This is a genomic window from Marinobacter sp. C2H3 (assembly GCF_037080155.1).
Lineage (GTDB): Bacteria > Pseudomonadota > Gammaproteobacteria > Pseudomonadales > Oleiphilaceae > Marinobacter.
In genome coordinates this window covers 707831-729146 of the sequence record NZ_JBBBNZ010000001.1, presented here as the reverse complement: position 1 = coordinate 729146, position 21316 = coordinate 707831, and the positions used below count along the sequence as shown (strand labels likewise).

The 21316-nt window shown below is 62.2% G+C and carries 24 protein-coding genes; 9 read left to right on the top strand and 15 right to left on the bottom strand.

Annotated features, from left to right (window positions below; genetic code table 11):
* Nucleotides 1–62: 62 nt before the first annotated feature.
* The 3 genes from V3388_RS03140 to V3388_RS03130 all read right to left on the bottom strand — a co-directional run bounded on the left by V3388_RS03140 (nt 63) and on the right by V3388_RS03130 (nt 4642).
* Entirely contained in the window at nt 63–950 is an 888-nt protein-coding gene (locus V3388_RS03140; RefSeq protein ID WP_336366060.1) for a fatty acid desaturase family protein, read from the bottom strand.
* Nucleotides 951–1095: 145 nt separating this feature from the next.
* Nucleotides 1096–2865, bottom strand: coding sequence for a DEAD/DEAH box helicase (locus V3388_RS03135; protein ID WP_336366059.1), 1770 nt, complete (start codon nt 2863–2865; stop codon nt 1096–1098).
* Between the two features lie 94 nt (nt 2866–2959).
* Entirely contained in the window at nt 2960–4642 is a 1683-nt protein-coding gene (locus V3388_RS03130) for an AMP-binding protein (RefSeq protein WP_336366058.1), read from the bottom strand.
* Between the two features lie 322 nt (nt 4643–4964).
* On the opposite strand from V3388_RS03130, the gene V3388_RS03125 reads away from it, so the two are divergent.
* Complete coding sequence (locus V3388_RS03125) at nt 4965–5243, top strand: YebG family protein (protein ID WP_336366057.1); 279 nt, start codon at nt 4965–4967, stop codon at nt 5241–5243.
* A gap of 16 nt (nt 5244–5259) precedes the next feature.
* On the opposite strand, the gene V3388_RS03120 is transcribed toward V3388_RS03125, so the two are convergent.
* The gene (locus tag V3388_RS03120) at nt 5260–6366 is read right to left on the bottom strand and encodes a histone deacetylase family protein (protein WP_336366056.1); all 1107 of its coding nucleotides are present in this window, start codon (nt 6364–6366) and stop codon (nt 5260–5262) included.
* Nucleotides 6356–6925, bottom strand: coding sequence for a GNAT family N-acetyltransferase (locus V3388_RS03115; protein ID WP_336366456.1), 570 nt, complete (start codon nt 6923–6925; stop codon nt 6356–6358). The genes V3388_RS03120 and V3388_RS03115 overlap by 11 nt, the downstream gene beginning before the upstream one ends.
* 231 nt (nt 6926–7156) lie before the next feature.
* Between V3388_RS03115 and V3388_RS03110 the strand changes: the two genes are divergently transcribed.
* A complete protein-coding gene (locus tag V3388_RS03110; protein WP_336366055.1) occupies nt 7157–9169 on the top strand; it encodes an alkyl/aryl-sulfatase in 2013 nt (670 codons plus the stop codon).
* A 34-nt stretch (nt 9170–9203) separates the two neighbouring features.
* Here V3388_RS03110 and V3388_RS03105 read toward each other — a convergent pair whose 3' ends face one another.
* On the bottom strand, nt 9204–9584 hold the full coding sequence (locus V3388_RS03105; protein WP_336366054.1) for a ribbon-helix-helix domain-containing protein: 381 nt from the start codon (nt 9582–9584) through the stop codon (nt 9204–9206).
* A 57-nt stretch (nt 9585–9641) separates the two neighbouring features.
* The gene (locus V3388_RS03100; RefSeq protein ID WP_336366053.1) at nt 9642–10211 is read right to left on the bottom strand and encodes a DJ-1/PfpI family protein; all 570 of its coding nucleotides are present in this window, start codon (nt 10209–10211) and stop codon (nt 9642–9644) included.
* Between the two features lie 170 nt (nt 10212–10381).
* Here V3388_RS03100 and V3388_RS03095 point away from each other — a divergent pair, with 170 nt between their 5' ends.
* Nucleotides 10382–10894 carry an MOSC domain-containing protein gene (locus V3388_RS03095; RefSeq protein WP_336366052.1) on the top strand — a complete coding sequence of 171 codons (513 nt, stop codon included), beginning with the start codon at nt 10382–10384 and terminating at the stop codon, nt 10892–10894.
* Here V3388_RS03095 and V3388_RS03090 read toward each other — a convergent pair.
* Nucleotides 10884–11525: a cold shock and DUF1294 domain-containing protein gene (locus V3388_RS03090; protein WP_336366051.1), complete on the bottom strand. Its 642-nt coding sequence runs from the start codon at nt 11523–11525 to the stop codon at nt 10884–10886. The genes V3388_RS03095 and V3388_RS03090 overlap by 11 nt on opposite strands.
* 152 nt (nt 11526–11677) lie before the next feature.
* Here V3388_RS03090 and V3388_RS03085 point away from each other — a divergent pair, with 152 nt between their 5' ends.
* Genes V3388_RS03085 through V3388_RS03075 form a run of 3 tightly spaced genes read left to right on the top strand, consistent with a single transcriptional unit; the run spans nt 11678 to nt 13145 of the window.
* The gene (locus V3388_RS03085; protein WP_336366050.1) at nt 11678–12022 is read left to right on the top strand and encodes a PBPRA1643 family SWIM/SEC-C metal-binding motif protein; all 345 of its coding nucleotides are present in this window, start codon (nt 11678–11680) and stop codon (nt 12020–12022) included.
* 28 nt (nt 12023–12050) lie between these two features.
* Nucleotides 12051–12491, top strand: coding sequence for a DUF3010 family protein (locus V3388_RS03080; protein WP_336366049.1), 441 nt, complete (start codon nt 12051–12053; stop codon nt 12489–12491).
* A gap of 24 nt (nt 12492–12515) precedes the next feature.
* Nucleotides 12516–13145, top strand: coding sequence for a hypothetical protein (locus V3388_RS03075; protein WP_336366048.1), 630 nt, complete (start codon nt 12516–12518; stop codon nt 13143–13145).
* 11 nt (nt 13146–13156) lie between these two features.
* On the opposite strand, the gene V3388_RS03070 is transcribed toward V3388_RS03075, so the two are convergent.
* Nucleotides 13157–13612, bottom strand: a complete 456-nt coding sequence (locus tag V3388_RS03070) for a metallophosphoesterase family protein (protein ID WP_336366047.1) — start codon at nt 13610–13612, stop codon at nt 13157–13159.
* A 125-nt stretch (nt 13613–13737) separates the two neighbouring features.
* Nucleotides 13738–14544 (bottom strand): HNH endonuclease, encoded by an 807-nt coding sequence (locus V3388_RS03065; RefSeq protein WP_336366046.1) that lies wholly within the window; start codon nt 14542–14544, stop codon nt 13738–13740.
* 115 nt (nt 14545–14659) lie between these two features.
* Here V3388_RS03065 and V3388_RS03060 point away from each other — a divergent pair, with 115 nt between their 5' ends.
* A complete protein-coding gene (locus V3388_RS03060; protein WP_336366045.1) occupies nt 14660–15406 on the top strand; it encodes an NYN domain-containing protein in 747 nt (248 codons plus the stop codon).
* Nucleotides 15407–15455: 49 nt separating this feature from the next.
* On the opposite strand, the gene V3388_RS03055 is transcribed toward V3388_RS03060, so the two are convergent.
* Nucleotides 15456–15809 carry a DUF4174 domain-containing protein gene (locus V3388_RS03055; protein WP_336366044.1) on the bottom strand — a complete coding sequence of 118 codons (354 nt, stop codon included), beginning with the start codon at nt 15807–15809 and terminating at the stop codon, nt 15456–15458.
* A 237-nt stretch (nt 15810–16046) separates the two neighbouring features.
* Between V3388_RS03055 and V3388_RS03050 the strand changes: the two genes are divergently transcribed.
* Both V3388_RS03050 and V3388_RS03045 read left to right on the top strand, forming a co-directional pair.
* Entirely contained in the window at nt 16047–16367 is a 321-nt protein-coding gene (locus V3388_RS03050) for a hypothetical protein (protein ID WP_336366043.1), read from the top strand.
* Nucleotide 16368: 1 nt separating this feature from the next.
* A complete protein-coding gene (locus V3388_RS03045) occupies nt 16369–16866 on the top strand; it encodes a hypothetical protein (RefSeq protein WP_336366042.1) in 498 nt (165 codons plus the stop codon).
* Nucleotides 16867–17010: 144 nt separating this feature from the next.
* Here the strand turns inward: V3388_RS03045 and urtE are convergent, their stop codons facing one another.
* The 4 genes from urtE to urtB are packed head-to-tail and all read right to left on the bottom strand — an operon-like array spanning nt 17011 to nt 21310.
* Nucleotides 17011–17709, bottom strand: coding sequence for an urea ABC transporter ATP-binding subunit UrtE (gene urtE, locus V3388_RS03040; RefSeq protein WP_336366041.1), 699 nt, complete (start codon nt 17707–17709; stop codon nt 17011–17013).
* The gene (gene urtD, locus V3388_RS03035; RefSeq protein WP_336366040.1) at nt 17709–18533 is read right to left on the bottom strand and encodes an urea ABC transporter ATP-binding protein UrtD; all 825 of its coding nucleotides are present in this window, start codon (nt 18531–18533) and stop codon (nt 17709–17711) included. The genes urtE and urtD overlap by 1 nt, the downstream gene beginning before the upstream one ends.
* Nucleotides 18530–19684 (bottom strand): urea ABC transporter permease subunit UrtC, encoded by a 1155-nt coding sequence (gene urtC, locus V3388_RS03030; RefSeq protein WP_336366039.1) that lies wholly within the window; start codon nt 19682–19684, stop codon nt 18530–18532. The genes urtD and urtC overlap by 4 nt, the downstream gene beginning before the upstream one ends.
* A 3-nt stretch (nt 19685–19687) precedes the next feature.
* Entirely contained in the window at nt 19688–21310 is a 1623-nt protein-coding gene (gene urtB / locus V3388_RS03025; protein WP_336366038.1) for an urea ABC transporter permease subunit UrtB, read from the bottom strand.
* Nucleotides 21311–21316: the final 6 nt, after the last annotated feature.

The window sequence follows — 21316 nt, the reverse complement described above, 5'->3', positions numbered from 1 at the left end:
TTTTGGGCATTTTTTTACCCATATTGGGCATTAAAACACCTCTCTGACGCTAGAACAACACATTAGGCCCGCTCAACCGGCTCCCGGCTGAACACCCCGATGATCGGCGTGCCGTGAGCCCTCAGCGCCGGTTCGATCTCCCGGTGCAGGGTGTGATAGCGGTAAAACGGCACCCGCGGAAACAGGTGGTGGATGGCGTGCAGGTTCTGGCCCAGCCAGAACCACTCCAGGGGCTTCATCCAGCGGGGCATGATCAGGCTGCTGGTGTTGCGGTAGCGTTCCGGCCGGTTGTACGGCACGTGCGGGCGATAGGCGAACCAGTAAGCGGTGAAAAACCCGCCCAGCAGGTAGCCCACGACAATCACCACCCCTGCCCCGGGCTGATCCACCGCCACCAAAAAGGCCGCTCGCCATCCCAGGGACACCAGCACCTCAGCGCTGTAGATGGCTCGCTCCCGGGTGGTCGCTTTGTGCCAGTACGCTCGGGCGAAGAACGTATTCTGCAACACGATGAACCTCAGAACGGCGACCAGCGCCTGCAGCGGGCCGCGGCCCATATCGCTGACCATGAAATCCGGGTCCCGGTCGGGCTGGTTGGTGTACCGGTGATGGGTGAAGTGTTCGATTCGGTGGGACTGGTAGGGCACGGCGATCAGCGGCGCGGCGAGGTACCCGCACAGGTCGTTCAGCCACTTCAGCCCGTGATGGCGCCCGTGCACATTCCCATGCACCGCTTCGTGAAGAGGCGTGTAGGCGATATAAGTCAGCGCCGCGAGTAGAAGGGTGGACAGCCAGGCCGGCGTCAGCCCGAGCGAAAACGCCGCCAGATTCACCGCAAACGCCACCAGCACCAGCGCCGTCAACAGCACGGTCGGCCAGGCCACGCTGCCGATGTGCTGTTTCGCCGCTGTGATAGCCTGCCTGTCCAGAGCCGCCAGATCCTGGGACATGGAACATCTCTCTCCGCTCATCCTCTGATCGCCGAATCGGGCGGCACGCCGCCCTGAGCCTTTCATCAAGATAGCGCAACCATCCCGCAAACGCCGCGCGCCCCGTCTGATGGCCTCCCTTAACAAGCGTGCAGCGCACACCCGCCTACAGCGCGTTGGCACGCCGATAGGCGCCCCGGTAGTCGAACACGCGTTCCTGCACCTGCCAGTAGTGTTTCTGCCTGCGGGCGATCACAAAATCCGGCGCCGGCAACTGGGCGTGCACCGCCAGCACGTCGTCCAGTTCCGCAAAGGTCCTCGGCGCCTGGCCGTTGGCGAAACGGCGGCCAAACAGTCGGTTGAACACTGCCCGCTGGGGCGCCCGGCTGAAATCAAAGGACTCGTGCAGCTCTTCCCCGTCTTCACCGTGGTAGGTGATTTTCAGCCTGCTGCCCTCGCCGCGCAAGGACACGCCGGCGCAGCGGATCACCATCGCGTCTTTGAGCTTCAGGGCGTCCCGCAGCTGGTCGTCCGGATCGATAATCGCCCCTTGGCACTGGTGGCAACGGCGGGCGGCGATGTCGTTTTCCCCGCCGCAGTGCGGGCATTCCTTGAACCGGAAGCGGTAATCGCACTGGGGTAGGCGCGTATTCCGCTCCGTTTCCTCCGGTTGCGCCAGCAAACCCTGGCAGCGCCGGCCAAAGTGCTCGATCACCTGGCCCTCCCCGTCGGTTTTGCCCCAGAAAATGTTGGCGAAGCCACAGGCGGGGCAGAACACCTGCACCGGCTCACTGCCCGGCTGGGGCTTCGGCTCACCCACCTCGGGATGGTGCAGATTCACCCGGTTGCCCGCGTAATCCATGACCAGACAATCCATTTTGCCCTCATCCAGGCGGAGGCCCCGGCCCACCATCTGCTGATACAGGCTGACCGACTCCGTGGGGCGAAGGATGGCGATAAAATCCACGTGGGGCGCATCAAACCCTGTGGTCAGCACCGAGACGTTCACCAGGTATTTCAATTGGTGCTGTTTGAAGCGCGCAATCAACTGCGCCCGGTCTTTCTGGTCCGTTTCTCCGGTGATGAGTGCGGTATCGTCCGCCGGCAGGTAACCGGCAATCTCCCGGGCGTGCTCCACCGTGGCGGCAAACACCATCACACCCCGGCGCTCGGCGGCCAACTCCACCACCTGCTCCGTGATCGCCCGGGTGACCCGGGGATGCTTGCGCAGCAACTGGTTGACGTCCCGCTCGGCATACTCGCCAAACCGGTCCCGGGGCAACGCGGAGAAATCGTATTGCGCCACCGCCGCGTCCACCAGCTTGGGCGGCGTCAGGTAGCCGCGGCTGATCATGAAGCTCAGGGGCAGCTCAAAAATGCAGTGCGCGAAGGGTTTCTCCGGGCCGTCGTCCGCGCCTCGGACAAAGCCCCGGTAGTGATACCGGTAGATCCAGCCCATACCAAGCCGGTAAGGCGTCGCGGTGAGGCCCAGAACCTTCAAGGCGGTGTTCTGCCGGCGCAGTTGGCCGATGATCTGCTGATACTGGCTGGTGTCCTCACCGCTGACCCGGTGGCATTCATCGATAATGAGCAGGGAATACTCGTCCCGGAATCGGTCGAGGTTAGCGGTGACCGACTGCACGCTGGCGAAGGTCACCTGATGATGGTCGTCCTTGCGGCTCAGCCCTGCGGAAAAGACCCCGCCGGCCAGGCCGTAGCTCTCGTATTTGGCGTGGTTCTGCTCCACCAGCTCTTTGACGTGTGTCACCACCAGAATCCGGCGCCGGGCCAGGCGCGCCAGCTCGGCAATCACCAGGCTCTTGCCGGCGCCGGTGGGCAGCACGATCACCGCCGACGCGTCGGACCGGCGGAAATGCCTCAACGTGGCATCAACCGCCTCCTGTTGGTAGGGGCGCAGTGTGAAGGGCGCGTTCATGGTGCAGGGTCTGATCGCTATCGGAATGACGAGGCGACCATACTAGCAAATGCCGTTGCCGTTGCCTGCGAGCCACACCTACCTCCGGCGCGGATCAGCCTTTCAAATCCGTGAAATCGGTTTCGCTGTAGGCAAACTCTCCGCGGTCCTCGCTCGCGGCGTGCGCCCGCAGTTCAACGCGGCGGATCTTGCCGGAAATGGTCTTGGGCAACTCGGCGAACTCCAGTTCCCGAATGCGCAGGTACGGCGCCATGCGTTCGCGAATGAACGCGAACAAGGCCTTTGCCGCCTCGGGACCGGGCTCATAGCCGCGGCGCAACACGATGTAGGCCTTGGGCACAGTCAGTCGCACCGCATCGGGTGCGGGCACGACCGCAGCCTCGGCCACCGATTCGTGTTCAATAAGGATGGACTCCAGTTCGAACGGACTGACCCGATAGTCCGAGCTCTTGAACACGTCGTCGGCGCGGCCGACGTACCAGTAATAGCCGTCTTCGTCACGGCTGGCCACGTCGCCGGTGCGATAAAAACCGTCGTGCAACGCCTTTGCCATGCGTGCCGGATCGTCGCGGTATTCCTGCATCAGGCCAAGCGGACGCTGCTGGCGCACATCAATGGCAATCTCCCCTTCGTTCTGCTCGCGGTCGTCGGCATCGAGCAGGGCGATCCGGTAGCCGGGCAATGGCCGGCCCATCGAGCCGGACTTCATCTTCTGGGCCGGCGGATTCCCGATCTGAGCCGTGGTCTCCGTCTGGCCATAGCCGTCCCGGATTCTCAGTCCCCAGTGTTTCTCGACCCGTGCAATGACTTCCGGGTTGAGCGGCTCGCCCGCGCCGACCAGGCTCCGGAGCTTGACGTCATAGGCGGGCAGGTCTTCCTGAATCAGCATGCGCCAGACCGTAGGCGGCGCACACAGGGAGGTCACCCCTTTGTCGGCGATCACCTGCAGCGTGGCGGCCGCATCAAAGCGTGGCTGCCGATAGATAAAGACCGTGCAGCCGGCGTCCCACGGCGCGAACAGGTTCGACCAGGCATGCTTGGCCCAGCCCGGAGAACTGATGTTGAAATGGATGTCGTCGGGCTGCAGGCCAAGCCAGTACATCGTGGACAACGATCCCACGGGATAGCTCTGGTGGGTGTGCAGCACGAGCTTGGGCTTTGACGTCGTCCCCGACGTGAAATACAGCAGCAGCGGGTCCGTCGCGAGGGTCACGCCGTCCGGCTCAAAGGTCACGGGCGATTGATGCGAGGCATCGTAGCCAATCCAGGCGCCGCTGGCCTCACCGGCCACGATTCGGGTCAGGCCGTCGGCCACGCCCTCAAATTTCTGGACATATTCGGCGGCGGAGAGGATGTGGGTGACGCCGCCGCGCGCAAGACGGTCACCAAGATCCTGCCGCGACAGCAGCGTGCTGGCAGGAATGACCAGGGCACCGAGTTTGATGGTGGCCAACATGGTCTCCCAGAGCTCGATGACGTTATCGAGCATGATCAGCAACGTATCGCCTCGACCGAGCCCGTTGCCGCGCAGGAAATTGGCCACCTGGTTGGAGCGTTGTCGCATCCGCTCGAAGCTGTAACGCTGATCGGTGCCGTCGGCATCCACCAGCCAGAGCGCCACTTTGTCGTTGTCTCTCGCGTAATCGTCAAACCAGTCCAGCGCCCAGTTGAACTGGTCCAGCTCTGGCCATTGGAAGGTCTCGTAGGCGCGGTCGTAATCTTCGCGCAGATCCAGCAACTGCTGGCGGGCGGCTTTGAAGGCTTCGGCGGATGACATCACGTTCTCCTCATCTCACAGTCGGCGGCCCGGAGATCCGCCACCTTGTTTTTGTTGTGCAGCGACACGGGGCTCTTGCGCTGACGCAGTCAAACCATCGTCCTGACATCATAGACCCACTTTCGGGAAGTGCGTGACCTGGCCCACGCTGGGGCCACAAAAAAAGCCTTCTCCGCAAAGTGTGAGGGCGTGGCGGCCGGGGTATACCCTGGATTGAACCCAGACACTCACAGACCACTGTATAAATATACAATGGTCATGGTAGACTCCCCCCACATCAACGGTCTTGCCGACCATCATGACCCGGAGGCGATGGCACACCATGGGCGTTAAAGCACTTTATTATTCCGAGAGGGATGGACTGGACATGGCACTGAAAAACCCGGACAAAATGCTGTTTTCGTCAAAAGCGGAAGCCGATGCCCGGGATAAGATTCTCGAGCTGTCCGAAGAGGTCGCCGCCTTCCTCCAACGCAAGGTCAGCGGGCTGTCCGAGGAGCTGGCCGAGCAGTGTGCCCTGGCGATTGCGGAAGAAAAGGACCTGTTCACCCGGGCCCTGAAGAAGCCGGAACTGCTGAACGAGACCGTCGCCGGCGACTGAACAACGAGGTGAGGGGCTACTCCTCCAGATCACTGAAGGCCGAGCGATGGAATTCCGCGGCGTGCTCCACTTCTTTGACGCCCATCTCCCGGATCTCCGGTACATCGCCGCCGGCCAGGGTCTCAAGCACCGCGTGCACCCCTTGTGAAAGCGACGTGAGGTTGTAGCCGCCCTCCAGAACCAGGGCCAGCCGGCCCTTGCAATGGGTGTCAGCGATGTCCTGAACAATGCGGGTAATGGCGCGGAAGCCGTCGTAGGTCAGGTTCAACGCCATGTCGTTACGGTGCGGATCGAAACCGGCTGAGACCAGAATCAGGTCTGGCTCGAAGTAGTTGGCCGCCGGCACCAGAATCTCACGGAACACCTTCTCAAACGCCACGTCGCCGGCGGTTTCCGGCAGCGGTACATTGATGGTGTATCCCTCCCCCAGGCCATCGCCGACGTCCTCGAGATGGCCGGAGCCGGGATAGAACGGTGCGGCGCAGTGGGTATCGAAGAAGAGCACATCCGGGTCGGCCCAGAAGATGTCCTGGGTGCCGTTGCCGTGGTGGGCGTCCCAATCAATGATCAGGACCCGCTCGCAGCCCAGCTTGGCCCGGGCATGGGCGGCGGCGATCGACACGTTGTTCAGCAGGCAAAACCCCCGAGCCCGCACCGGCTCGGCGTGGTGCCCCGGCGGTCGCACCAGGGCGAAGGCGCTGTCACACTCCCCCCGTATCACGCTCTCCACGGCCGCAATGGCGTTGCCGGCCGCCGCCGTGGCGGCATCAATGCTTTGCGGCGATACGGCCGTCGTGTCCTTATCGAGCCAGGCACGCTTGCCGGCCAGGGAAAAAATATGGTCCAGGTAAGACGTGGTGTGCACCCGCGCCAGCTGTTCATACGTCGCCGGGGCCGCGCCGCTGCAAAAATGCACACCGTCGATCGGGTGCTCATCAAGGTACGCCTTGATGGCCGTCAGCCGGCCGGGGTGTTCCGGATAACTCCATTTGAAATCCAGCCCCTGGAGGATCGACCTGACCCGTTTTTCCACGCGACTGGGCAGGAATGGCAGATCCACCTCCGGGTTGTGTCCGAGCATCACGTCGTCATAAAACACGTTTACGCGGCGATCACCGATCATGTTCCGTTTCCTTTGATTGCTCTTTTGGTCCTGCCAGCGCCTGCTTCACGGCCGAGGTGAGCGCTGCTGCGCGGACGCCGGTGGTCTTGAACCCGAGTTTGGTCCACGCGGCTTTGGCCTCCCGGTTCGACGCCGAATACTCCAGAATCAGCTCGGAGGCCTCATGCTGTTCGGCAAAGGCGACCAGATCCTGCAACACCGCTTTGAAGATACCCCGATTCCTGAAGTCCGGTTCGACCCAAATGTCGTCAATCACCCCCGAGCGGAACTCCGTGGGTTCAGACTGTTCCCAGATTCCCTGGCTGCGCCAGATGTAGACGTAGCCCATGCCGACCAAAGACCCGCGCTGGCCCTGCGCCACCACCAGCCGTTTGTTGGGATCGTCCAGCGCGGCGTGCAGTGTCCGAAGCAGCCGCTTGTGCTCGCTTTCCTTCAGATTAAGCGGGGGCGCGCCCGACACGTGCAACGCCAGTTTGGCGAGGAACCCCACCATCTCGTCCAGGTCCTCTTCCCGGGCCTCTCTGATGACACACCCGCTATCCGTTGGCTTTCTGCCCACCTGGAACGCCCTCGCGATGCTCGTGGCGCCCTGCACCGACGCGAGAAACACCCCTATTGGGAATGCGCCGGTCAGAGCCACTTCCCAAAGCGTAGTCGTTGGCGCTTCCCCGTACAAAATTCAGGGTCTTGGGGCCGCCTGATATGAGGCCGTTCCCGAAAAACATCCGTGAAATCGTCTAAGCTGCAGCAACATCCAGCAAGCCTATCCAGCAACCCGGTGACAAGACGTATGCGCGCATCCCTCACGGCTCTTTCCGTCGCACTGCTCAGCGTGGGCGTGGTTCTGTCCGGCTGTGGTTCCGGCACGGTCCCAGACGAGAGAGCCCCCTCCGCCAGCACCGAACAGGCCAACGAGCAGGTCCTCACGCAGCGGCCGTTCGAGAACCGCCAGGATTTTGAAGACGCCCGGCGCGGGCTGATCGCCCAGGACCCGAATCTGGTGGTCGGCCAGGCTGATGGCCCGGACATCTGGAACATGCCAGCCTACGGCTTTATCGACAAAGATGGCCAAAACGCCCCGGCCTCGGTCAACCCGAGCCTCTGGCGCCAGGCCGCGCTGAACAACATTCACGGCCTGTTCAAAGTAACGGACGGGATCTACCAGCTTCGCGGCTACGACCTGGCCAACATGACGATCATCGAAGGCAACACCGGCTGGATTCTGGTGGACCCGCTCACCACCCGGGAAACCGCCGGCCGCGCGTTCGAGTTCGCCCAACAGCACCTCGGCAACAAGCCGGTGCGGGCGATCCTGTTCACCCACAGCCACATCGATCACTTCGGCGGCGTGTTGGGCATTCTCCAGCACCTCTCCGACGACGAGAAAGCGTACCTCCGGATCATCGCCCCCGAGGGCTTTTCCGAGGAGGCCACCAGCGAGAACGTCATCGCCGGCCCCGCCATGTCCCGCCGCGCCGTTTACATGTACGGCAAACGCCTGCCCCGGGGCGAGCAGGGCCATGTAGGTACCGGGCTGGGCAAGGAACCCGCCTTCGGTACTTTCGGATTTGCCCAGCCCACCGAGCTCATCAAAACAACCGGCACCACCCTCACGGTGGACGGCGTGCCCATGGAATTCCAGATGGTGTCCGGCTCCGAGGCACCGGCGGAGTACACCTTCTACCTGCCAGAGAAAAAGGCCTTCTGCGGGGCGGAGCTGGTCAGCCACAACCTGCACAACCTGTACACCCTGCGGGGTGCTAAGGTGCGCGATGCGCGGGTCTGGAGCGGTTTTATTGATGAGGCCAAAACCCGGTTCCAGGCTGCCGAGGTCTATTTCGGCAGCCACCATTGGCCCATCTGGGGGCAGCAACGGATTCAGGACTTCCTGACGCAACAGCGGGATACCTACCAGTACATTCACGACCAGACCGTGCGCCTGATGAACCGGGGGGCCACGCCCCGGGAGATTGCCGAGCAGGTGCATCTGCCACCGGCCCTGAACACCGGGTTCCATAACCAGGGCTACTACGGCACCGTGGCCCAGAACGTCAAAGCGGTATATCAGCACTACCTGGGCTGGTACACCGGCAACCCGGCGCAGTTGAACCCGCTGCCTGAAACCGAATCGGCCACCCGTTACGTGGACATGATGGGCGGCGCCGACAAGGTTCTGGACAAGGCCCGGGAGGAGTTCGAGGCAGCGGCGGACATGGGCGCGGAAGACGGCGGGAAAACCTACCGCTGGCTGGCCGAACTGCTGAACCACGTAGTGTTTGCAGAACCGGACAACGACGACGCCAAGCATTTGCTGGCCAGGGTCTACGACCAGTTGGGGTATCAGGCCGAGGCTGCGCCCTGGCGGGACGAATACCTGACCGGTGCCTACGAACTGCGCCACGGCCGGCCGGATGAAGGCATCAACCCCGCGGTAATGCGGGAGATCCTGATGAACACTCCGGTGGCGCTGTTCTTCGACAGCATGGCCGTGCGCCTGAACGCCGACGATGCCGAAGGCGAAACCCTGACCGTCAAGATCACCTTCACCGACCTGAAGGAAAGCTACCTGCTGACGCTGGAAAACGCCGTGCTCCACCACCGCCGGACCGACGAAAGCACGCCTGCGGACGCCACCCTCAACGTCACGCGCCCGCTGTTCGTTGACCTGCTGATCGGCAAGGCCGGCCTGAAGGAATTGCTGTTCAGCGACGATGTGGGGTTCGACGGCAGCCGGCTGGATTTGATCCGTTTGTTCAGCATGTTGGATAAGCCGGAGGGGCGGTTTGCGGTGGTGACGCCTTGAGGGGTGGGGTGCAGGCTGGCGCAGACAACCCGCTTCAATGCCGCGCCTTGCTCACCACCTCTGCGGTTCCCGCCTTCCCGGATTCGCCCGCTAGGATCCGGTCCGCGTCCAGGGAGGCAATCGGCACCCGGGTATCCCGGGGCACGTCGCCGGTCAGTTGCAGCTCCAGGTAACGCAGGGCGCAGACCCGGAGAAAAGACGTGAAATTACCCAGGTCGTGGCCGGCGTCGATGGACTCGTGGTAGAGGCGGGTGATCATCTGCGGCAGGTTCATGCCATCGCGCTGGGCCAGCTCGGCAAGCACCTGCCAGAAGGCGTTTTCCATGCGCACGCTGGTGACCATGCCATCGATACGCAGGGAATGGGTCTTGCTGACCCACAGCTCTGAATCGGCGTTGATGAAGAGCTTGCACATGGCGGCCTCCCCGCGTGTCTGAAAACGCCAGGAGCTGGCGAGCCAGCTCCTGCGCCGTTACTTGTCGAGCAGCTTGAAGAACTGCGCCAACCAGGCCGGATGGGCCGGCCACGCGGGCGCTGTGACCAGATTAGCATCGGTGACCGCCTGATCAACCGCGATGCTGGCGAAGGTACCGCCGGCCAGCTCCACCTCCGGCTGGCAGGCCGGATAGGCGGAACACTTGCGGCCCTTCAGCACGCCGGCCGCCGCCAGTAACTGGGCACCGTGGCAGATGGCCGCCACCGGCTTGTTGGTCTCGAAGAAGTGGCGCACCAGCTTCTGCACATCCTTGTTCAGGCGCAGATACTCCGGCGCACGGCCGCCCGGCACAACCAGGGCATCGTATTTGGCCGGGTCCAGCCCCTCAAAATCGGCGTTCAGGGCGAACCGGTGGCCGGGCTTTTCGGTGTAGGTCTGGTCGCCCTCAAAATCGTGAATGGCGGTGGCCACCGTATCGCCCGCTTTCTTGTCCGGGCAGACGGCGTGCACCGTGTGGCCAACGGCCTGCAGTGCCTGGAAGGGCACCATGGTCTCGTAGTCCTCGGTGAAATCGCCGGTGATCATCAGAATCTTCTTCCCGCTCATGGCTGTCTCCTTGTGATTGTTGTGCCGGGTCAAGAAACAGTAGCAGCGGCGCTCATGGGGCGGGTATTAAGGGGTTACTACACGGGCCGGCGCCGGAGTGATCCGGCACCCACGACGGCAGTATAGACTGTTACCCTGCTCGCACCCGGCGACACCCTAAGGACCCAACGATGCGTGAACACCCGTCACTGAAAACCCCGCTGCAGACCCTGTTGGACACCCTGCCCCAAACCGGCCGCGTGGAATGGATCGGCATCCGCCCGGCCCGGGGCGAGCCCATGCAGACGCTGGATCGCGTCGAGGTGGCGCCTGGCCATGGCCTGGCCGGCGATCGGTTCAAAGGGCGGGACACCAGCAAACGGCAGGTCACAATCATTCAGCAGGAGCACCTGCACGTGATCGCGTCCTGCCTGAACCGGGGCGCCATCGGGCCGGAGGTGTTCCGCCGCAATCTCGTTGTTTCCGGCATCAACCTGATGGCCCTGAAAGGCAAGCAGTTCAGGGTGGGTGGCGTGGTGCTGGAGTACACCGGCCTTTGCCACCCCTGCAGCAAAATGGAAACGGCCCTGGGCCCCGGTGGCTACAACGCCATGCGCGGGCACGGCGGCATCACCACACGGGTGGTGGAAGGCGGAGAGCTGGCGCTGGGGGATGCGGTGCAAATGGTCACCGTTACCAGATAAGCGGACGAATTGACCGGGAGAGGTCAAAGCCCAGCTGCTGCCGAAGACTCATCGCCTCCGGGGCCACCAACAACCAGCCCAAGCCGCCGAGGTTGGCCAATACCGCCAGCCAGAACACGAACTGATAGCTGCCCTTCCGGGTTTTGTGACGAAAGGCCTGCTGGGCAAGCAACGCCCCTGGCCAGCCACCGCACAATTCAAACAGATGCAGCGTATTCTCCGGCGTGCGCCGGCTCCCGCTTTGCGCCGCCCGCTTGTCCGCCCAGTACATGAAAAACAGCACCAGGCTCACCCCACCGTAGGCCGCCGGAATGGCCATTGGCAGGTACCCCTGCTGCCACAGCCCCGCCAGCGCGGCGAAAAAGCCCAGCACCACCACCGCGGCCAGCCAGAAACCCGGGGCCACGCTGGCACCCACCCGAGCCGCACCGGCGTACTGAAACTGCCCCGCCCGCAGCCGGCCCTGAGCGTCTTTGCTGAGGCTGTAGTTCACCTTGCGATTGGCCACCGGCCGACCCCGGCCGGCGTAGCTGCTGATGTGGGCAAACACCCGTTCCCCACCGCCCTCGGGCGTGATGAAGCCGAAGCCTTTCGTGTCGTTCCAGGCGCTAAGAATTCCCTGTTGTTTCAAACCATGCCTCCATGAGCTGCCTTACAGCGGGCAAAATGACGGTACCTGCCGGATGAAAACACAAAATGATATCTGCCTATATCCCGGCTAACGCAAGCATGCTAAAAGAGTCCGCCCAACACCGGGTTGGGTATTTTCCATCAGGACACCCCATGTCAGACAAATTTTTCTACAAAGGCCGGCAGGACGCCCGCCAGCACCACACCGCCCACGGCGGCTTCAAGACCAACGCCAGCCAGAAGCCCGGCAGCAAGAAGTTTCCGCTGACCCTGGTGGTAACCAGCGAAGCGCGCAAGCAGGACATTGAGGCGCAAGTGGCCGAGGCAAAGCTGCACGCGACCATTACCGTGGATACCCGGGAAGGCGCCGTGGAATCTATCCAGGAGCTTACCGTGCTGTTGAATAAAGGCGGCACCGTCACCACCGCGAAGGCGCCGGCCCGCAACGACGCCTGCCCCTGTGGCAGCGGCCTAAAATTCAAAAAGTGCTGCGCCTGATCGCAACGGCAACCCGGGGGAAACGGCCATGATTGTATGCGGAGTGGAGCTGACCGGTAGCGATGCGGTGGTGTGTCTGCTGGGCATGGACCGGGGGCAATTCACCCTGCCGGAGTGCAAAGCACGGAAACTGTCACTGCCGAAAAGCCACAGCAGCGCCGACCTTAAGGCGTTCCAGGACGACTTTGCGGCGTTGATGGCCGAGCACGGCGTTACCCGCGTCGCCATCAAAGAGCGGATGACAAAGGGCCGGTTTGCCGGCGGCGCCGTCAGCTTTAAGCTGGAAGCGACCCTTCAGCTCATCGCCGGCAACGGGCTCACCGTTACCCTGCTGCCCCCGGCGCTGATCAAATCGACCCTGGCGGACAAACCGCTACCCATCGCGTTTGCAGATACGGGGCTGAAGGCGTTTCAGGAGGCGGCGTTCGTCACGGCTTATGTGGGCCAGTTGCAGGCACCGCCACGCTGACAGGATGAGTTCAAAGGAGCCCCGATGAAACTGATGATCCTTGGCGCCACCGGTGCCGTCGGCAGCCAAGTGCTCAACCAGGCCCGGAACGACAGCCGGTTTGAAGCCATCGTGGCGCCCACCCGCCGGCCCCTGGCGGATGCCGGGCAGGTCCATAACCCCGTCATTCCGTTTGATCTGCCGTTGCCCCCGGCGGACTGGTGGCCAGTCGACGTCGTTATCTGCTGCCTGGGCACCACCCTCAAACAGGCCGGCTCAAAGCAGGCCTTCTACCGCGTGGACCACGACCTGGTCATCGCATGCGCGGAACGCGCCAGAGCCGCCGGGGCCAGCGTGTTTGTGCTCAACTCCTCGCTCGGGGCGAACGAGAATAGCCGGAGCTTTTACCTGAAAACCAAAGGCGAGGTGGAATCGGCCGTCGCCCGCCTGGGCTTTACGCGGGTGGTGCTGGCAAGACCCTCGCTGATCGACGCCGAGCGGCAGGACAGCCGGCCCGCCGAAAAACTCGGACTGATCGCCAGCCGCCTGGTGGCCCCGGTGATCCCGAAGCGCTATCGCCCAGTCAGCGCCGAGACCATCGCGGCCACACTGCTGCGGGAAGTCGCCGGGGAGCCGGGTGTGGTCATAGTGGAATCCGGGCAAATGAGCCGATAGGCTGGCCCGGATCACACCGGCAGCTCAACAATCTCGCCCACCACGCCGCGCTCACTCACCTGCAGCCGCCCTACCGAGATCGGCAGCGTAAACCGCCTTGGCCCGGCACTGCCGGGATTGAAGTACAGCACATCGCCCACCCATTCATTCCGGGGTTTGTGGGAATGGCCGGCGACCACCACGCGGTAACGGCCGTGCGGATCGAAGGCGAGGGTTTTGACGTCGTGGAGCATGTAAAACCGGTGGCCAAGGAACGCCAGATCCTGAACATCCGGCAGGGCGGCGGCGCGGCCGGCTTTGTCGATGTTGCCACGAATTGCGATCACCGGGGCGATCGCCTCCAGCGCATCCAACACCTCATCCCGCCCGACGTCCCCGGCATGAAGAATCAGCTCCGAGCCGGCCAGAGCCGCCAGGGCTTCGGGGCGGATTTTGCTGTGGGTGTCGGAGATGACGCCGATGTGCATGTGTATCCAATTGTTGAAAAATTCACGATGAGGAAGATGTAGTCATGTGGCCTCATCAGTGACGTTCGAGGTCATGGCCACGGACCGTCTCAGGTGAAAAGCTGCATACTGTCCAGCTCGCTCAATTATTCTGATTTATTATCGCGATCGGTGCTTACAGCCGCCACGATCTTTTTGAGGTGACATAGCGAGTTGAATCGGCGCTTTTGTCGAAGAAACCCGCAAGGGAATCGAATTTCGTAATAGCCTACTTGCAGAGTTGGCTTTCCTTCCTGAAGCTTGAAATCGATGACGGCGCCAGGAAAGCTACATCGCAAATCATCTGCCATTCGATCAATCTGGACCTGGACTGCTCGCCGGCGTCGTTTATCGATCAGCCGGCGTCGAGCGTCAGCTTCCTTGAGAAAGGGCTTGTGTGCTTCATACCATTCGGAGCCAAATCGAGCCTTTAAGATTCGAAAAAACTTCTGCTTTGAGAGCACTCCTTTTTCCGTATTAAATGCCTCTTTGCAGAGGACAAGATTGCCTGGCCACGACGTTCCGCCATCCATGACGGGGACAAGATGATCGATTGAGAAGTCTCTAGGCGACCAAGTTAAATCAGCACCGCTGTAGTAGCAGCGGCCATCTTGGGCCTGGAACAGCTCTTCTATATCCTCGTGCTCATAAATTCCCTCAGATTCGATCCACAATCGCTGAGCTCTTTTTTTTGCCCTGTTTCTCGAACGCAGTTTGCCCTTAAGGCGCTTAAGGGCTTTTTCGAACGTTTCACCCCGGAGCGCCCGAAAGTGGAGAGCACCATCCGTTTCCTTCTCTATACGAACCGTGTTTAGGAACTCCTCTTGGATAGACGCTGGCCAGGACTCAAGTTCTAACTTGTCTATAGAGCCTCTTGTGGTACCTTTCAAAACATAAAAATAGATAGAATTCATTATTTAACAACCACACCGCGTTAATCGGTCATCAGACTATAACCACAATAATCGAACGGACACATCCTCAAATCGCAAGGGTCAACTTCTCATTACCAAGGGCCGATCACGAACCATGAACACTAACTACAAAATTGCCCTACTAATCGATTGCGACAACGTCAGCCACCAATCCATCGAAGGCGTACTTCAAGAACTGGCCAAGTATGGCGCGGTAAACGTGCGCCACGCCCATGGCAACTGGAACGGCCCGCAGTTGGGCGGGTGGATTGAAAAACTGCACGCCAACGCCATTCGCCCGGTCCAGCAGTTCGCCTACACCACGGGCAAGAACGCCACCGACGCCTCCATGATCATTGATGCCATGGACCTGCTCTACAGCGGCAATGTGGATGCCTTTGCCCTGATGACCAGCGACTCCGACTTCACCCCGCTGGTCATGCGCATTCTGGAAGCGGGCCTGCCGGTGTTCGGCTTCGGCGAGCGCAAAACCCCCATGCCCTTCGTAAACGCCTGCTCCCAGTTCATCTACACCGAGAACCTGCGGGAAGACGCTGAAGAGCACGACACGGATGAAAGCAACGGCGCCCCAAAACCACCGGCCACCGCAAAACGCACCCGCAATGAGCTTCGGGGCGATACGGTTCTGGTGCGCACCCTGCGCACGGCGGTGGAACAAACGGCGGACGACGACGGCTGGGCGCACCTGGGCAAGGTGGGGCAGTACATCTCGAACAACAGCTCTTTCTCGCCCGTGAACTACGGATACAAGAAGCTGAGTGATCTGATCAGGGCCAGTGAGCTGTTCGAGATGACCCAGCGGGACAAGAACATCGTTTACATTAAAAGCCCTGAGAAATAGGGGTTCCGAACGATTCAGAACGGGCGTTGCGAACGTTGAGCGTATCGCCTCAATCAGCGCGCATCTCGCGTCGGCGCATCGGCATGGCGTCGATACGATCAAAAATGGCGTCAAGATTGAGGCTGGATTCGCGGCTTTTGATACCGCCGTCTTTTCCAATCAAAAGGACCCTCTCATCCGAGCCGAGCCCTTCAAGTAGCGCCTTCACGTCTCGCGCCAGGCTGCTCGGAACGGCCGACTGATTTGAAACCACCGTCGACCCCATGTTCACAAACCAGACAATGTCGCGATCCTCAATCTTCGCCTGGGCACGCCTGAGTGTTTCAACCTCGCCGGCGCGCTCATCTGCGGGTTGAACCAGGATCAGTCGGTTTTTCCACTGGTAGTCGCTCAGCTTGTTCATGTCGGTTCCGTGGGCAGTTAGCGTGATGAGTGCGAGCATCATCATTAAAAGGACCTGCGTGCTCGTAGCGACGACATTACGGCTCAATTTTGCCTCCCGAATCCTCTTCGAAATTTTACGAGGGCCTGAACATCACTGACCATGTATGCGGTAAAAAGTTTGGACGTGATTCCAAACGCTTATCGTTGTAACGTAGCAACCCAAGCTCAGGATGAGCCTCGATTTCAAGGAGAAACAATGGATCTCGACCAGCGTGAACACCTTTCTGTAGTTATCAATTATTTCTGGGGAGAAGGCACAACCTCGCCTCAGGCGGTTAACGAGAGCATGGCATCAGTCGCGTACCACGCACTTGAAGAAGCTCAGAACTGCTCCGCTGCTATGGACCTCGTTCCTCGCCCGGCAGCCGGGCGTCCGGGGTTCAAATACATCATCAAGCAAGTCGCGAAAATTGGAAAACGAATCGCCTCCGGCGATACCAAAACCTATGAAACTTGCCGACAACGTGTAGCCATAAACTTTCGCACACAAATGGAACTCGCAAAACAAGGACTGTGATATGAAAACGCTCGCTCTCGTTGCAGCCATACTGGCCTGCCACTCTATCGTCGCCCACGCCGCTGGGGAAATAACTGCAGCTTATTCCGGCATGAAGTTTCAGGTGCCAGATGCTCCTGTGGTGGTCGCTTCGCTAGGCCAAAAAAACGATATTTTGCTCGTCAAATACTCCAATGCTCCCGGCAAACGGTACATCAGCTTCAGCACAGAGAACTCCATGGATAAGGGCGGTTGCTCGGGATCCGATTTCTTTGAAGCAACGCTCTCGGACGCTAACAATAACGGTTGTAATCCGGCGAGCGTCGCCTCGTTCAGAGCAGTCTTCGTGAAGGAATCGAATGCCGAGACATGGGAAAACACGGACCACGCTTACTACTACTTCCCGTCCGAAGAGCGGCCTTCGTTTGTCTTCTTCGAGTCCGACAGCGGCGATCTGATCAAACTGGAGTCAGACTTTTTAGACCGTACCGGCTTTCGCCAGCTTCTGGGCCTAGATTAAATCGGGTCAGGTGCCTGCTCCAGGGCAGGCGACGTAACGACGTATCCATTGGACGCGCCCGCGATCAGCGGGCACTTCTACAACATGAAATGCCCGTGGCCCATTACGATCGCGTTTGAGTGGTTGGGGCGCCTTCAGGACGAATCACACGGTCAGATGCTTTCGGATCAGTTCATCGGTCAACGCGGCTATGCCATCACCCGCCACCCCCCGCCCCCGATCCAAAATCACAAACCGATCCGCATACTTCCTCGCAAACGGCAACTTCTGCTCTACCAGCAACACCGTCAGCCCATCCTCTTCAATCAGTTTGCGAATCACCTCCCCAATCTGCGCCACAATGTTCGGCTGAATCCCCTCCCCCGGCTCATCCAGGATCAGCAGCCTCGGCTCAATCACCAGCGCCCGGCCAATAGCCAACTGCTGTTGCTGTCCGCCTGACAGGTCCCCGCCCCGGCGGTGGCGCATTTCCTTCAGCACCGGGAACAGCTCGAACACCCGCTCGGGTATGGTTTTGCGGCCGTCCTTCCTCACCGCCAGGCCGGTGCGCAGGTTTTCCTCGACGGTGAGCAGCGGGAAAATCTGCCGGCCCTGGGGTACGTAGCCGATGCCCAAGCGGGCGCGGTCTTCGAGGGTCTTTTGGGTGAGGTCGCCGGCGTCGGCGAATTCGATGGCGCCGCTGTGGGTGGTTTCCTCGCCGAGGATGCATTTCATCAGGGTGGTTTTGCCAACGCCGTTGCGGCCCATCACGCAGGTGCACTGGCCCTGGGGTACGTCCAGAGCCAGGTCCCAGAGGGTGTGGCTTTCGCCGTAGAAGTGGTTGAGGTTCTGTACGGTGAGCATTACGCCTCCTCCCCGAGGTACACGCGGATCACGTCCGGGTGGTTGGATACCTGGTCCATGGTGCCTTCGGCCAGCACGCTGCCCTGGTGCAGCACGGTCACGGTGCGGGCAATGGAACGTACGAAGCCCATGTCGTGCTCCACCACCACTACGGACTGCTGGCCGGCCAGGCGGGTGAGCAGGTCGGCGGTGCGTTCCATTTCCTGTTCGGTCATGCCCGCCACCGGCTCGTCCACCAGCAGCAGACGGGGCTTCTGCATCAGCAGCATGCCGATTTCCAGCCACTGCTTCTGGCCGTGGGAGAGGATGCCAGCGGGCTTGTCCCGCAGGGCTTCCAGGCCGATGGTTTCCAGCACCGTGTCAATGCGTTCCCGGGCGTCGGCGGTCAGGCGGGCGTTGAGGGTCGGCAGTACCCGTTTGTCGGTGGCCATGGCCAGTTCCAGGTTGTCGAACACGCTGAGCGCTTCAAACACGGTGGGTTTCTGGAACTTGCGGCCGATGCCGAGGCTGGCGATGTCCGGTTCGTTCATGCGCAGCAGGTTGTGGCGGCTGCCGAACCACACGGAGCCGGTGTCCGGGCGGGTTTTGCCGGTGATAATGTCCATCATGGTGGTCTTGCCCGCGCCGTTGGGCCCGATGATGCAGCGCAGCTCGCCGTCGTCGATGGTGAGGTTGAGGTTGTTGATGGCCTTGAAGCCGTCGAAGCTGACGGTGACGTCCTCCAGGTAAAGGATGGGGCCGTGGCGGACGTCCACCGGGGACGGTTCGGGCACCAGGAAATCGAACACCCGGTCCCGCTGGGTGAGTTGTTCAAACAGGCTCATGAGTGGCTCTCCTGCAGGGCGCGGGTGGATTCGGCGCCGGGTTCCCGGTCGGCCGGGGTTTTGCGGCGGGCGTTGAACAGGCCGGCGATGCCTTTGGGCAGGAACACGGTGACCAGCACGAACAGGCCGCCGAGGGCGAACAGCCAGGCGTCCGGCATCACGCCGGTGAACACGCTTTTGGCGTAGTTCACCAGGATGGCCCCGATCACCGCGCCGTACAGCGTGGCCCGGCCGCCGAGGGCCACCCACACGACGATCTCGATGGAGAACAGGGGCGAGAACTCGCCGGGGTTAATGATGCCCACCTGGGGCACGTACAGCGCCCCGGCCACGCCCGCGAGCATGGCGGATACCACGAACACGAACAGCTGCACCCGCTCCACCCGGTAGCCCAGGAACCGGGCCCGGGCTTCCGCGTCCCGGCAGGCGATGCTCAGGCGGCCGAGCTTGCTGCTGACAATGCCCCGGCAGATCAGGTAGCCGGCCGCGAGGGCCGCTCCGGCGGCCAGGAACAGGCCCAGGCGGGTGGCGTCGCTGCGCAGGTCAAAGCCGAGCAGGTCCTTGAAGTCGGTCAGGCCGTTGTTGCCGCCAAAGCCCATTTCGTTGCGGAAGAACGCCAGCATCAGCGCAAAGGTGAGCGCCTGGGTGATGATGGAGAGGTACACGCCGGTCACCCGGGAGCGGAACGCCAGCCAGCCGAACACCAGGGCGAGCGCGCCGGGCACCAGCACTACCATGGGAAACGCCAGCCAGGCGGAATCAAATCCGTGCCAGTACCAGGGCAGCTCGTGCCAGTTCAGGAACACCATGAAGTCCGGCAGCACCGGGTCGCCGTACACGCCCCGGTCGCCGATCTGGCGCATCAGGTACATGCCCATGGCGTAGCCGCCAAGGGCGAAAAAGGCGCCGTGGCCCAGGCTGAGGATGCCCAGATAACCCCACACCAGGTCCACCGCCACCGCCAGCAGCGCGTAGCAGAGGTATTTGCCCAGCAGGGTGACGGTGTAGGCGCTGACGTGCAGCGGATTGCCTTCCGGCAGCGCCAGGTGCAGCACGGTTACCACCGCCAGCGCGGTGATCAGCACGCCCAGGAAGGTCTGCGTAGAGCGCTCCTGAAACGGACGGAGCAGCCAGTTCTGTGATAACGACATGCCTCAGCCCTCCGCCGCTCGGCCTTTTTGGGGGAACAACCCCTTCGGCCGTTTCTGGATGAACAGGATGATGAACACCAGCACCAGGATCTTGGCCAGCACCGCGCCCGCCCAGGGCTCCAGCAACTGGTTGATGGTGCCAAGGGACAGGCCGGCCAGCAGGGTGCCCCACAGGTTCCCCACGCCGCCGAACACCACCACCATGAACGAATCGATGATGTAGCTCTGGCCCAGGTTGGGGCCCACGTTGGTGATCTGGGAGAGCGCCACGCCCGCCAGCCCGGCCACGCCGGAGCCGAGGCCAAAGGTGAGGATGTCCACCCGGGTGGCGCGGATGCCCATGGCGCGGGCCATGGCCCGGTTCTGGGTCACGGCGCGCACGTCCAGGCCGAGGCGGGTCTTGCGCATGATCAGCATCAGCCCGGCGAATACCACCAGGGCAAAGCCCATCACGTACAGGCGGTTGAGGGTGAGGGACAGGGCCTCGTTGATCATCACCGAGCCGCTCATCCAGTCCGGGGTCACCACGGTGCGGTTCAGGGGCGAGATCACCGTGCGCACCAGCTGCTGCAGAATCAGGCTGACGCCGAAGGTGGCCAGCAGGGTTTCCAGGGGGCGGCCCTTGAGGTGCTGGATCACGGTGCGTTCAATCAGGATGCCGGCCATCGCCGCTACCAGGAAGCCGGCGGGAATGGACAGCACCAGGGCCAGGCCCGGCTGCCCGGGCAACAGCTGCTGCATGCCCCAGGTGGTGTAGGCGCCCAGCATGATCAGCTCGCCGTGGGCCATGTTGATCACGCCCATCACGCCGAAGGTGATGGCCAGGCCAATGGCGGCCAACACCAGCACGGAGCCCAGGGACAGCCCGAAATACAGGGTCTCGGCGGCGTGGTTCCACTTCAGTTTCTGTTCGATTTGCTGGAGCGCGGCGGCCGCGGCGCTGGCCAGGGCCGGGTCGTCAGCGCGGGCGGCGGTTTGCAGGGCGGCCCGGGCCTCGCTGTTCAGGCTGCCGGCCAGGTCGGCCACGGCGCGTGCGTCGCCCGCTTCCGTCACCCGATAGATGGCCAGGGCATCGGTCAGGGCCTGGCGAACGTCCGCGTCCGGTTCATCGGCCACGCGCTCAGGCAGGGCCTTGGCAAGGGTAGCGTCCACCTCGCCCCGCAGCGCTCGGGCGGCGGTCAGCCGGGTGGCGGTGTCCGGGCTGTTCAGGTCGATCACCGAGAGAATGCCCTGCAGCGCGGTGCGCAGGCTGTTGTTGACGCGGATGGTATCCAGGTCCCGCCGGGAGCGTTCGCCCAGGGCGTCGCCGGTCAGCGCGTCGGCCACGGCCCAGTCCCGGCCACGGTTGCTGAGCACAATCACGAAGGTGCCGTCGCTTTTCACGCGGGCGAGTTTGTTGTCGGCAAAGGCTTCCAGCCAGGCCCGGGCGCGGGGCTCGCCGGAAGCGGCGATCTGGTTGACGACGGCTTCCTTGCCGGCGAAGGAGGCGTCGGCCAGCTCGGTGAGCAGTTGTTGCCCGTCGGCGGGCTCGCTGTCGCTGGCGGGCGCCGCTTGCGCCATGGCCGTCATCAGGCCAAGCAGCAGGCCGGCACACACAAGGCGCCGGAGCAGTCCAATGGTGCCCATGGTGGA

What these genes read in the sequence shown, in the direction of transcription:
- V3388_RS03135 (WP_336366059.1), bottom strand. Translation starts at nt 2,865, where the DNA reads ATGAACGCGCCCTTCACACTGCGCCCCTACCAACAGGAGGCGGTTGAT.
- V3388_RS03130 (WP_336366058.1), bottom strand. Translation starts at nt 4,642, where the DNA reads ATGTCATCCGCCGAAGCCTTCAAAGCCGCCCGCCAGCAGTTGCTGGAT.
- V3388_RS03105 (WP_336366054.1), bottom strand. Translation starts at nt 9,584, where the DNA reads ATGTGCAAGCTCTTCATCAACGCCGATTCAGAGCTGTGGGTCAGCAAG.
- urtD (WP_336366040.1), bottom strand. Translation starts at nt 18,533, where the DNA reads ATGAGCCTGTTTGAACAACTCACCCAGCGGGACCGGGTGTTCGATTTC.
- V3388_RS03070 (WP_336366047.1), bottom strand. Translation starts at nt 13,612, where the DNA reads ATGCACATCGGCGTCATCTCCGACACCCACAGCAAAATCCGCCCCGAA.
- V3388_RS03065 (WP_336366046.1), bottom strand. Translation starts at nt 14,544, where the DNA reads ATGAATTCTATCTATTTTTATGTTTTGAAAGGTACCACAAGAGGCTCT.
- V3388_RS03120 (WP_336366056.1), bottom strand. Translation starts at nt 6,366, where the DNA reads ATGATCGGTGATCGCCGCGTAAACGTGTTTTATGACGACGTGATGCTC.
- V3388_RS03110 (WP_336366055.1), top strand. Translation starts at nt 7,157, where the DNA reads ATGCGCGCATCCCTCACGGCTCTTTCCGTCGCACTGCTCAGCGTGGGC.
- V3388_RS03140 (WP_336366060.1), bottom strand. Translation starts at nt 950, where the DNA reads ATGTCCCAGGATCTGGCGGCTCTGGACAGGCAGGCTATCACAGCGGCG.
- V3388_RS03080 (WP_336366049.1), top strand. Translation starts at nt 12,051, where the DNA reads ATGATTGTATGCGGAGTGGAGCTGACCGGTAGCGATGCGGTGGTGTGT.
- V3388_RS03075 (WP_336366048.1), top strand. Translation starts at nt 12,516, where the DNA reads ATGAAACTGATGATCCTTGGCGCCACCGGTGCCGTCGGCAGCCAAGTG.
- V3388_RS03045 (WP_336366042.1), top strand. Translation starts at nt 16,369, where the DNA reads ATGAAAACGCTCGCTCTCGTTGCAGCCATACTGGCCTGCCACTCTATC.
- V3388_RS03050 (WP_336366043.1), top strand. Translation starts at nt 16,047, where the DNA reads ATGGATCTCGACCAGCGTGAACACCTTTCTGTAGTTATCAATTATTTC.
- urtE (WP_336366041.1), bottom strand. Translation starts at nt 17,709, where the DNA reads ATGCTCACCGTACAGAACCTCAACCACTTCTACGGCGAAAGCCACACC.
- urtB (WP_336366038.1), bottom strand. Translation starts at nt 21,310, where the DNA reads ATGGGCACCATTGGACTGCTCCGGCGCCTTGTGTGTGCCGGCCTGCTG.
- urtC (WP_336366039.1), bottom strand. Translation starts at nt 19,684, where the DNA reads ATGTCGTTATCACAGAACTGGCTGCTCCGTCCGTTTCAGGAGCGCTCT.
- V3388_RS03055 (WP_336366044.1), bottom strand. Translation starts at nt 15,809, where the DNA reads ATGAACAAGCTGAGCGACTACCAGTGGAAAAACCGACTGATCCTGGTT.
- V3388_RS03085 (WP_336366050.1), top strand. Translation starts at nt 11,678, where the DNA reads ATGTCAGACAAATTTTTCTACAAAGGCCGGCAGGACGCCCGCCAGCAC.
- V3388_RS03060 (WP_336366045.1), top strand. Translation starts at nt 14,660, where the DNA reads ATGAACACTAACTACAAAATTGCCCTACTAATCGATTGCGACAACGTC.
- V3388_RS03125 (WP_336366057.1), top strand. Translation starts at nt 4,965, where the DNA reads ATGGGCGTTAAAGCACTTTATTATTCCGAGAGGGATGGACTGGACATG.
- V3388_RS03095 (WP_336366052.1), top strand. Translation starts at nt 10,382, where the DNA reads ATGCGTGAACACCCGTCACTGAAAACCCCGCTGCAGACCCTGTTGGAC.
- V3388_RS03100 (WP_336366053.1), bottom strand. Translation starts at nt 10,211, where the DNA reads ATGAGCGGGAAGAAGATTCTGATGATCACCGGCGATTTCACCGAGGAC.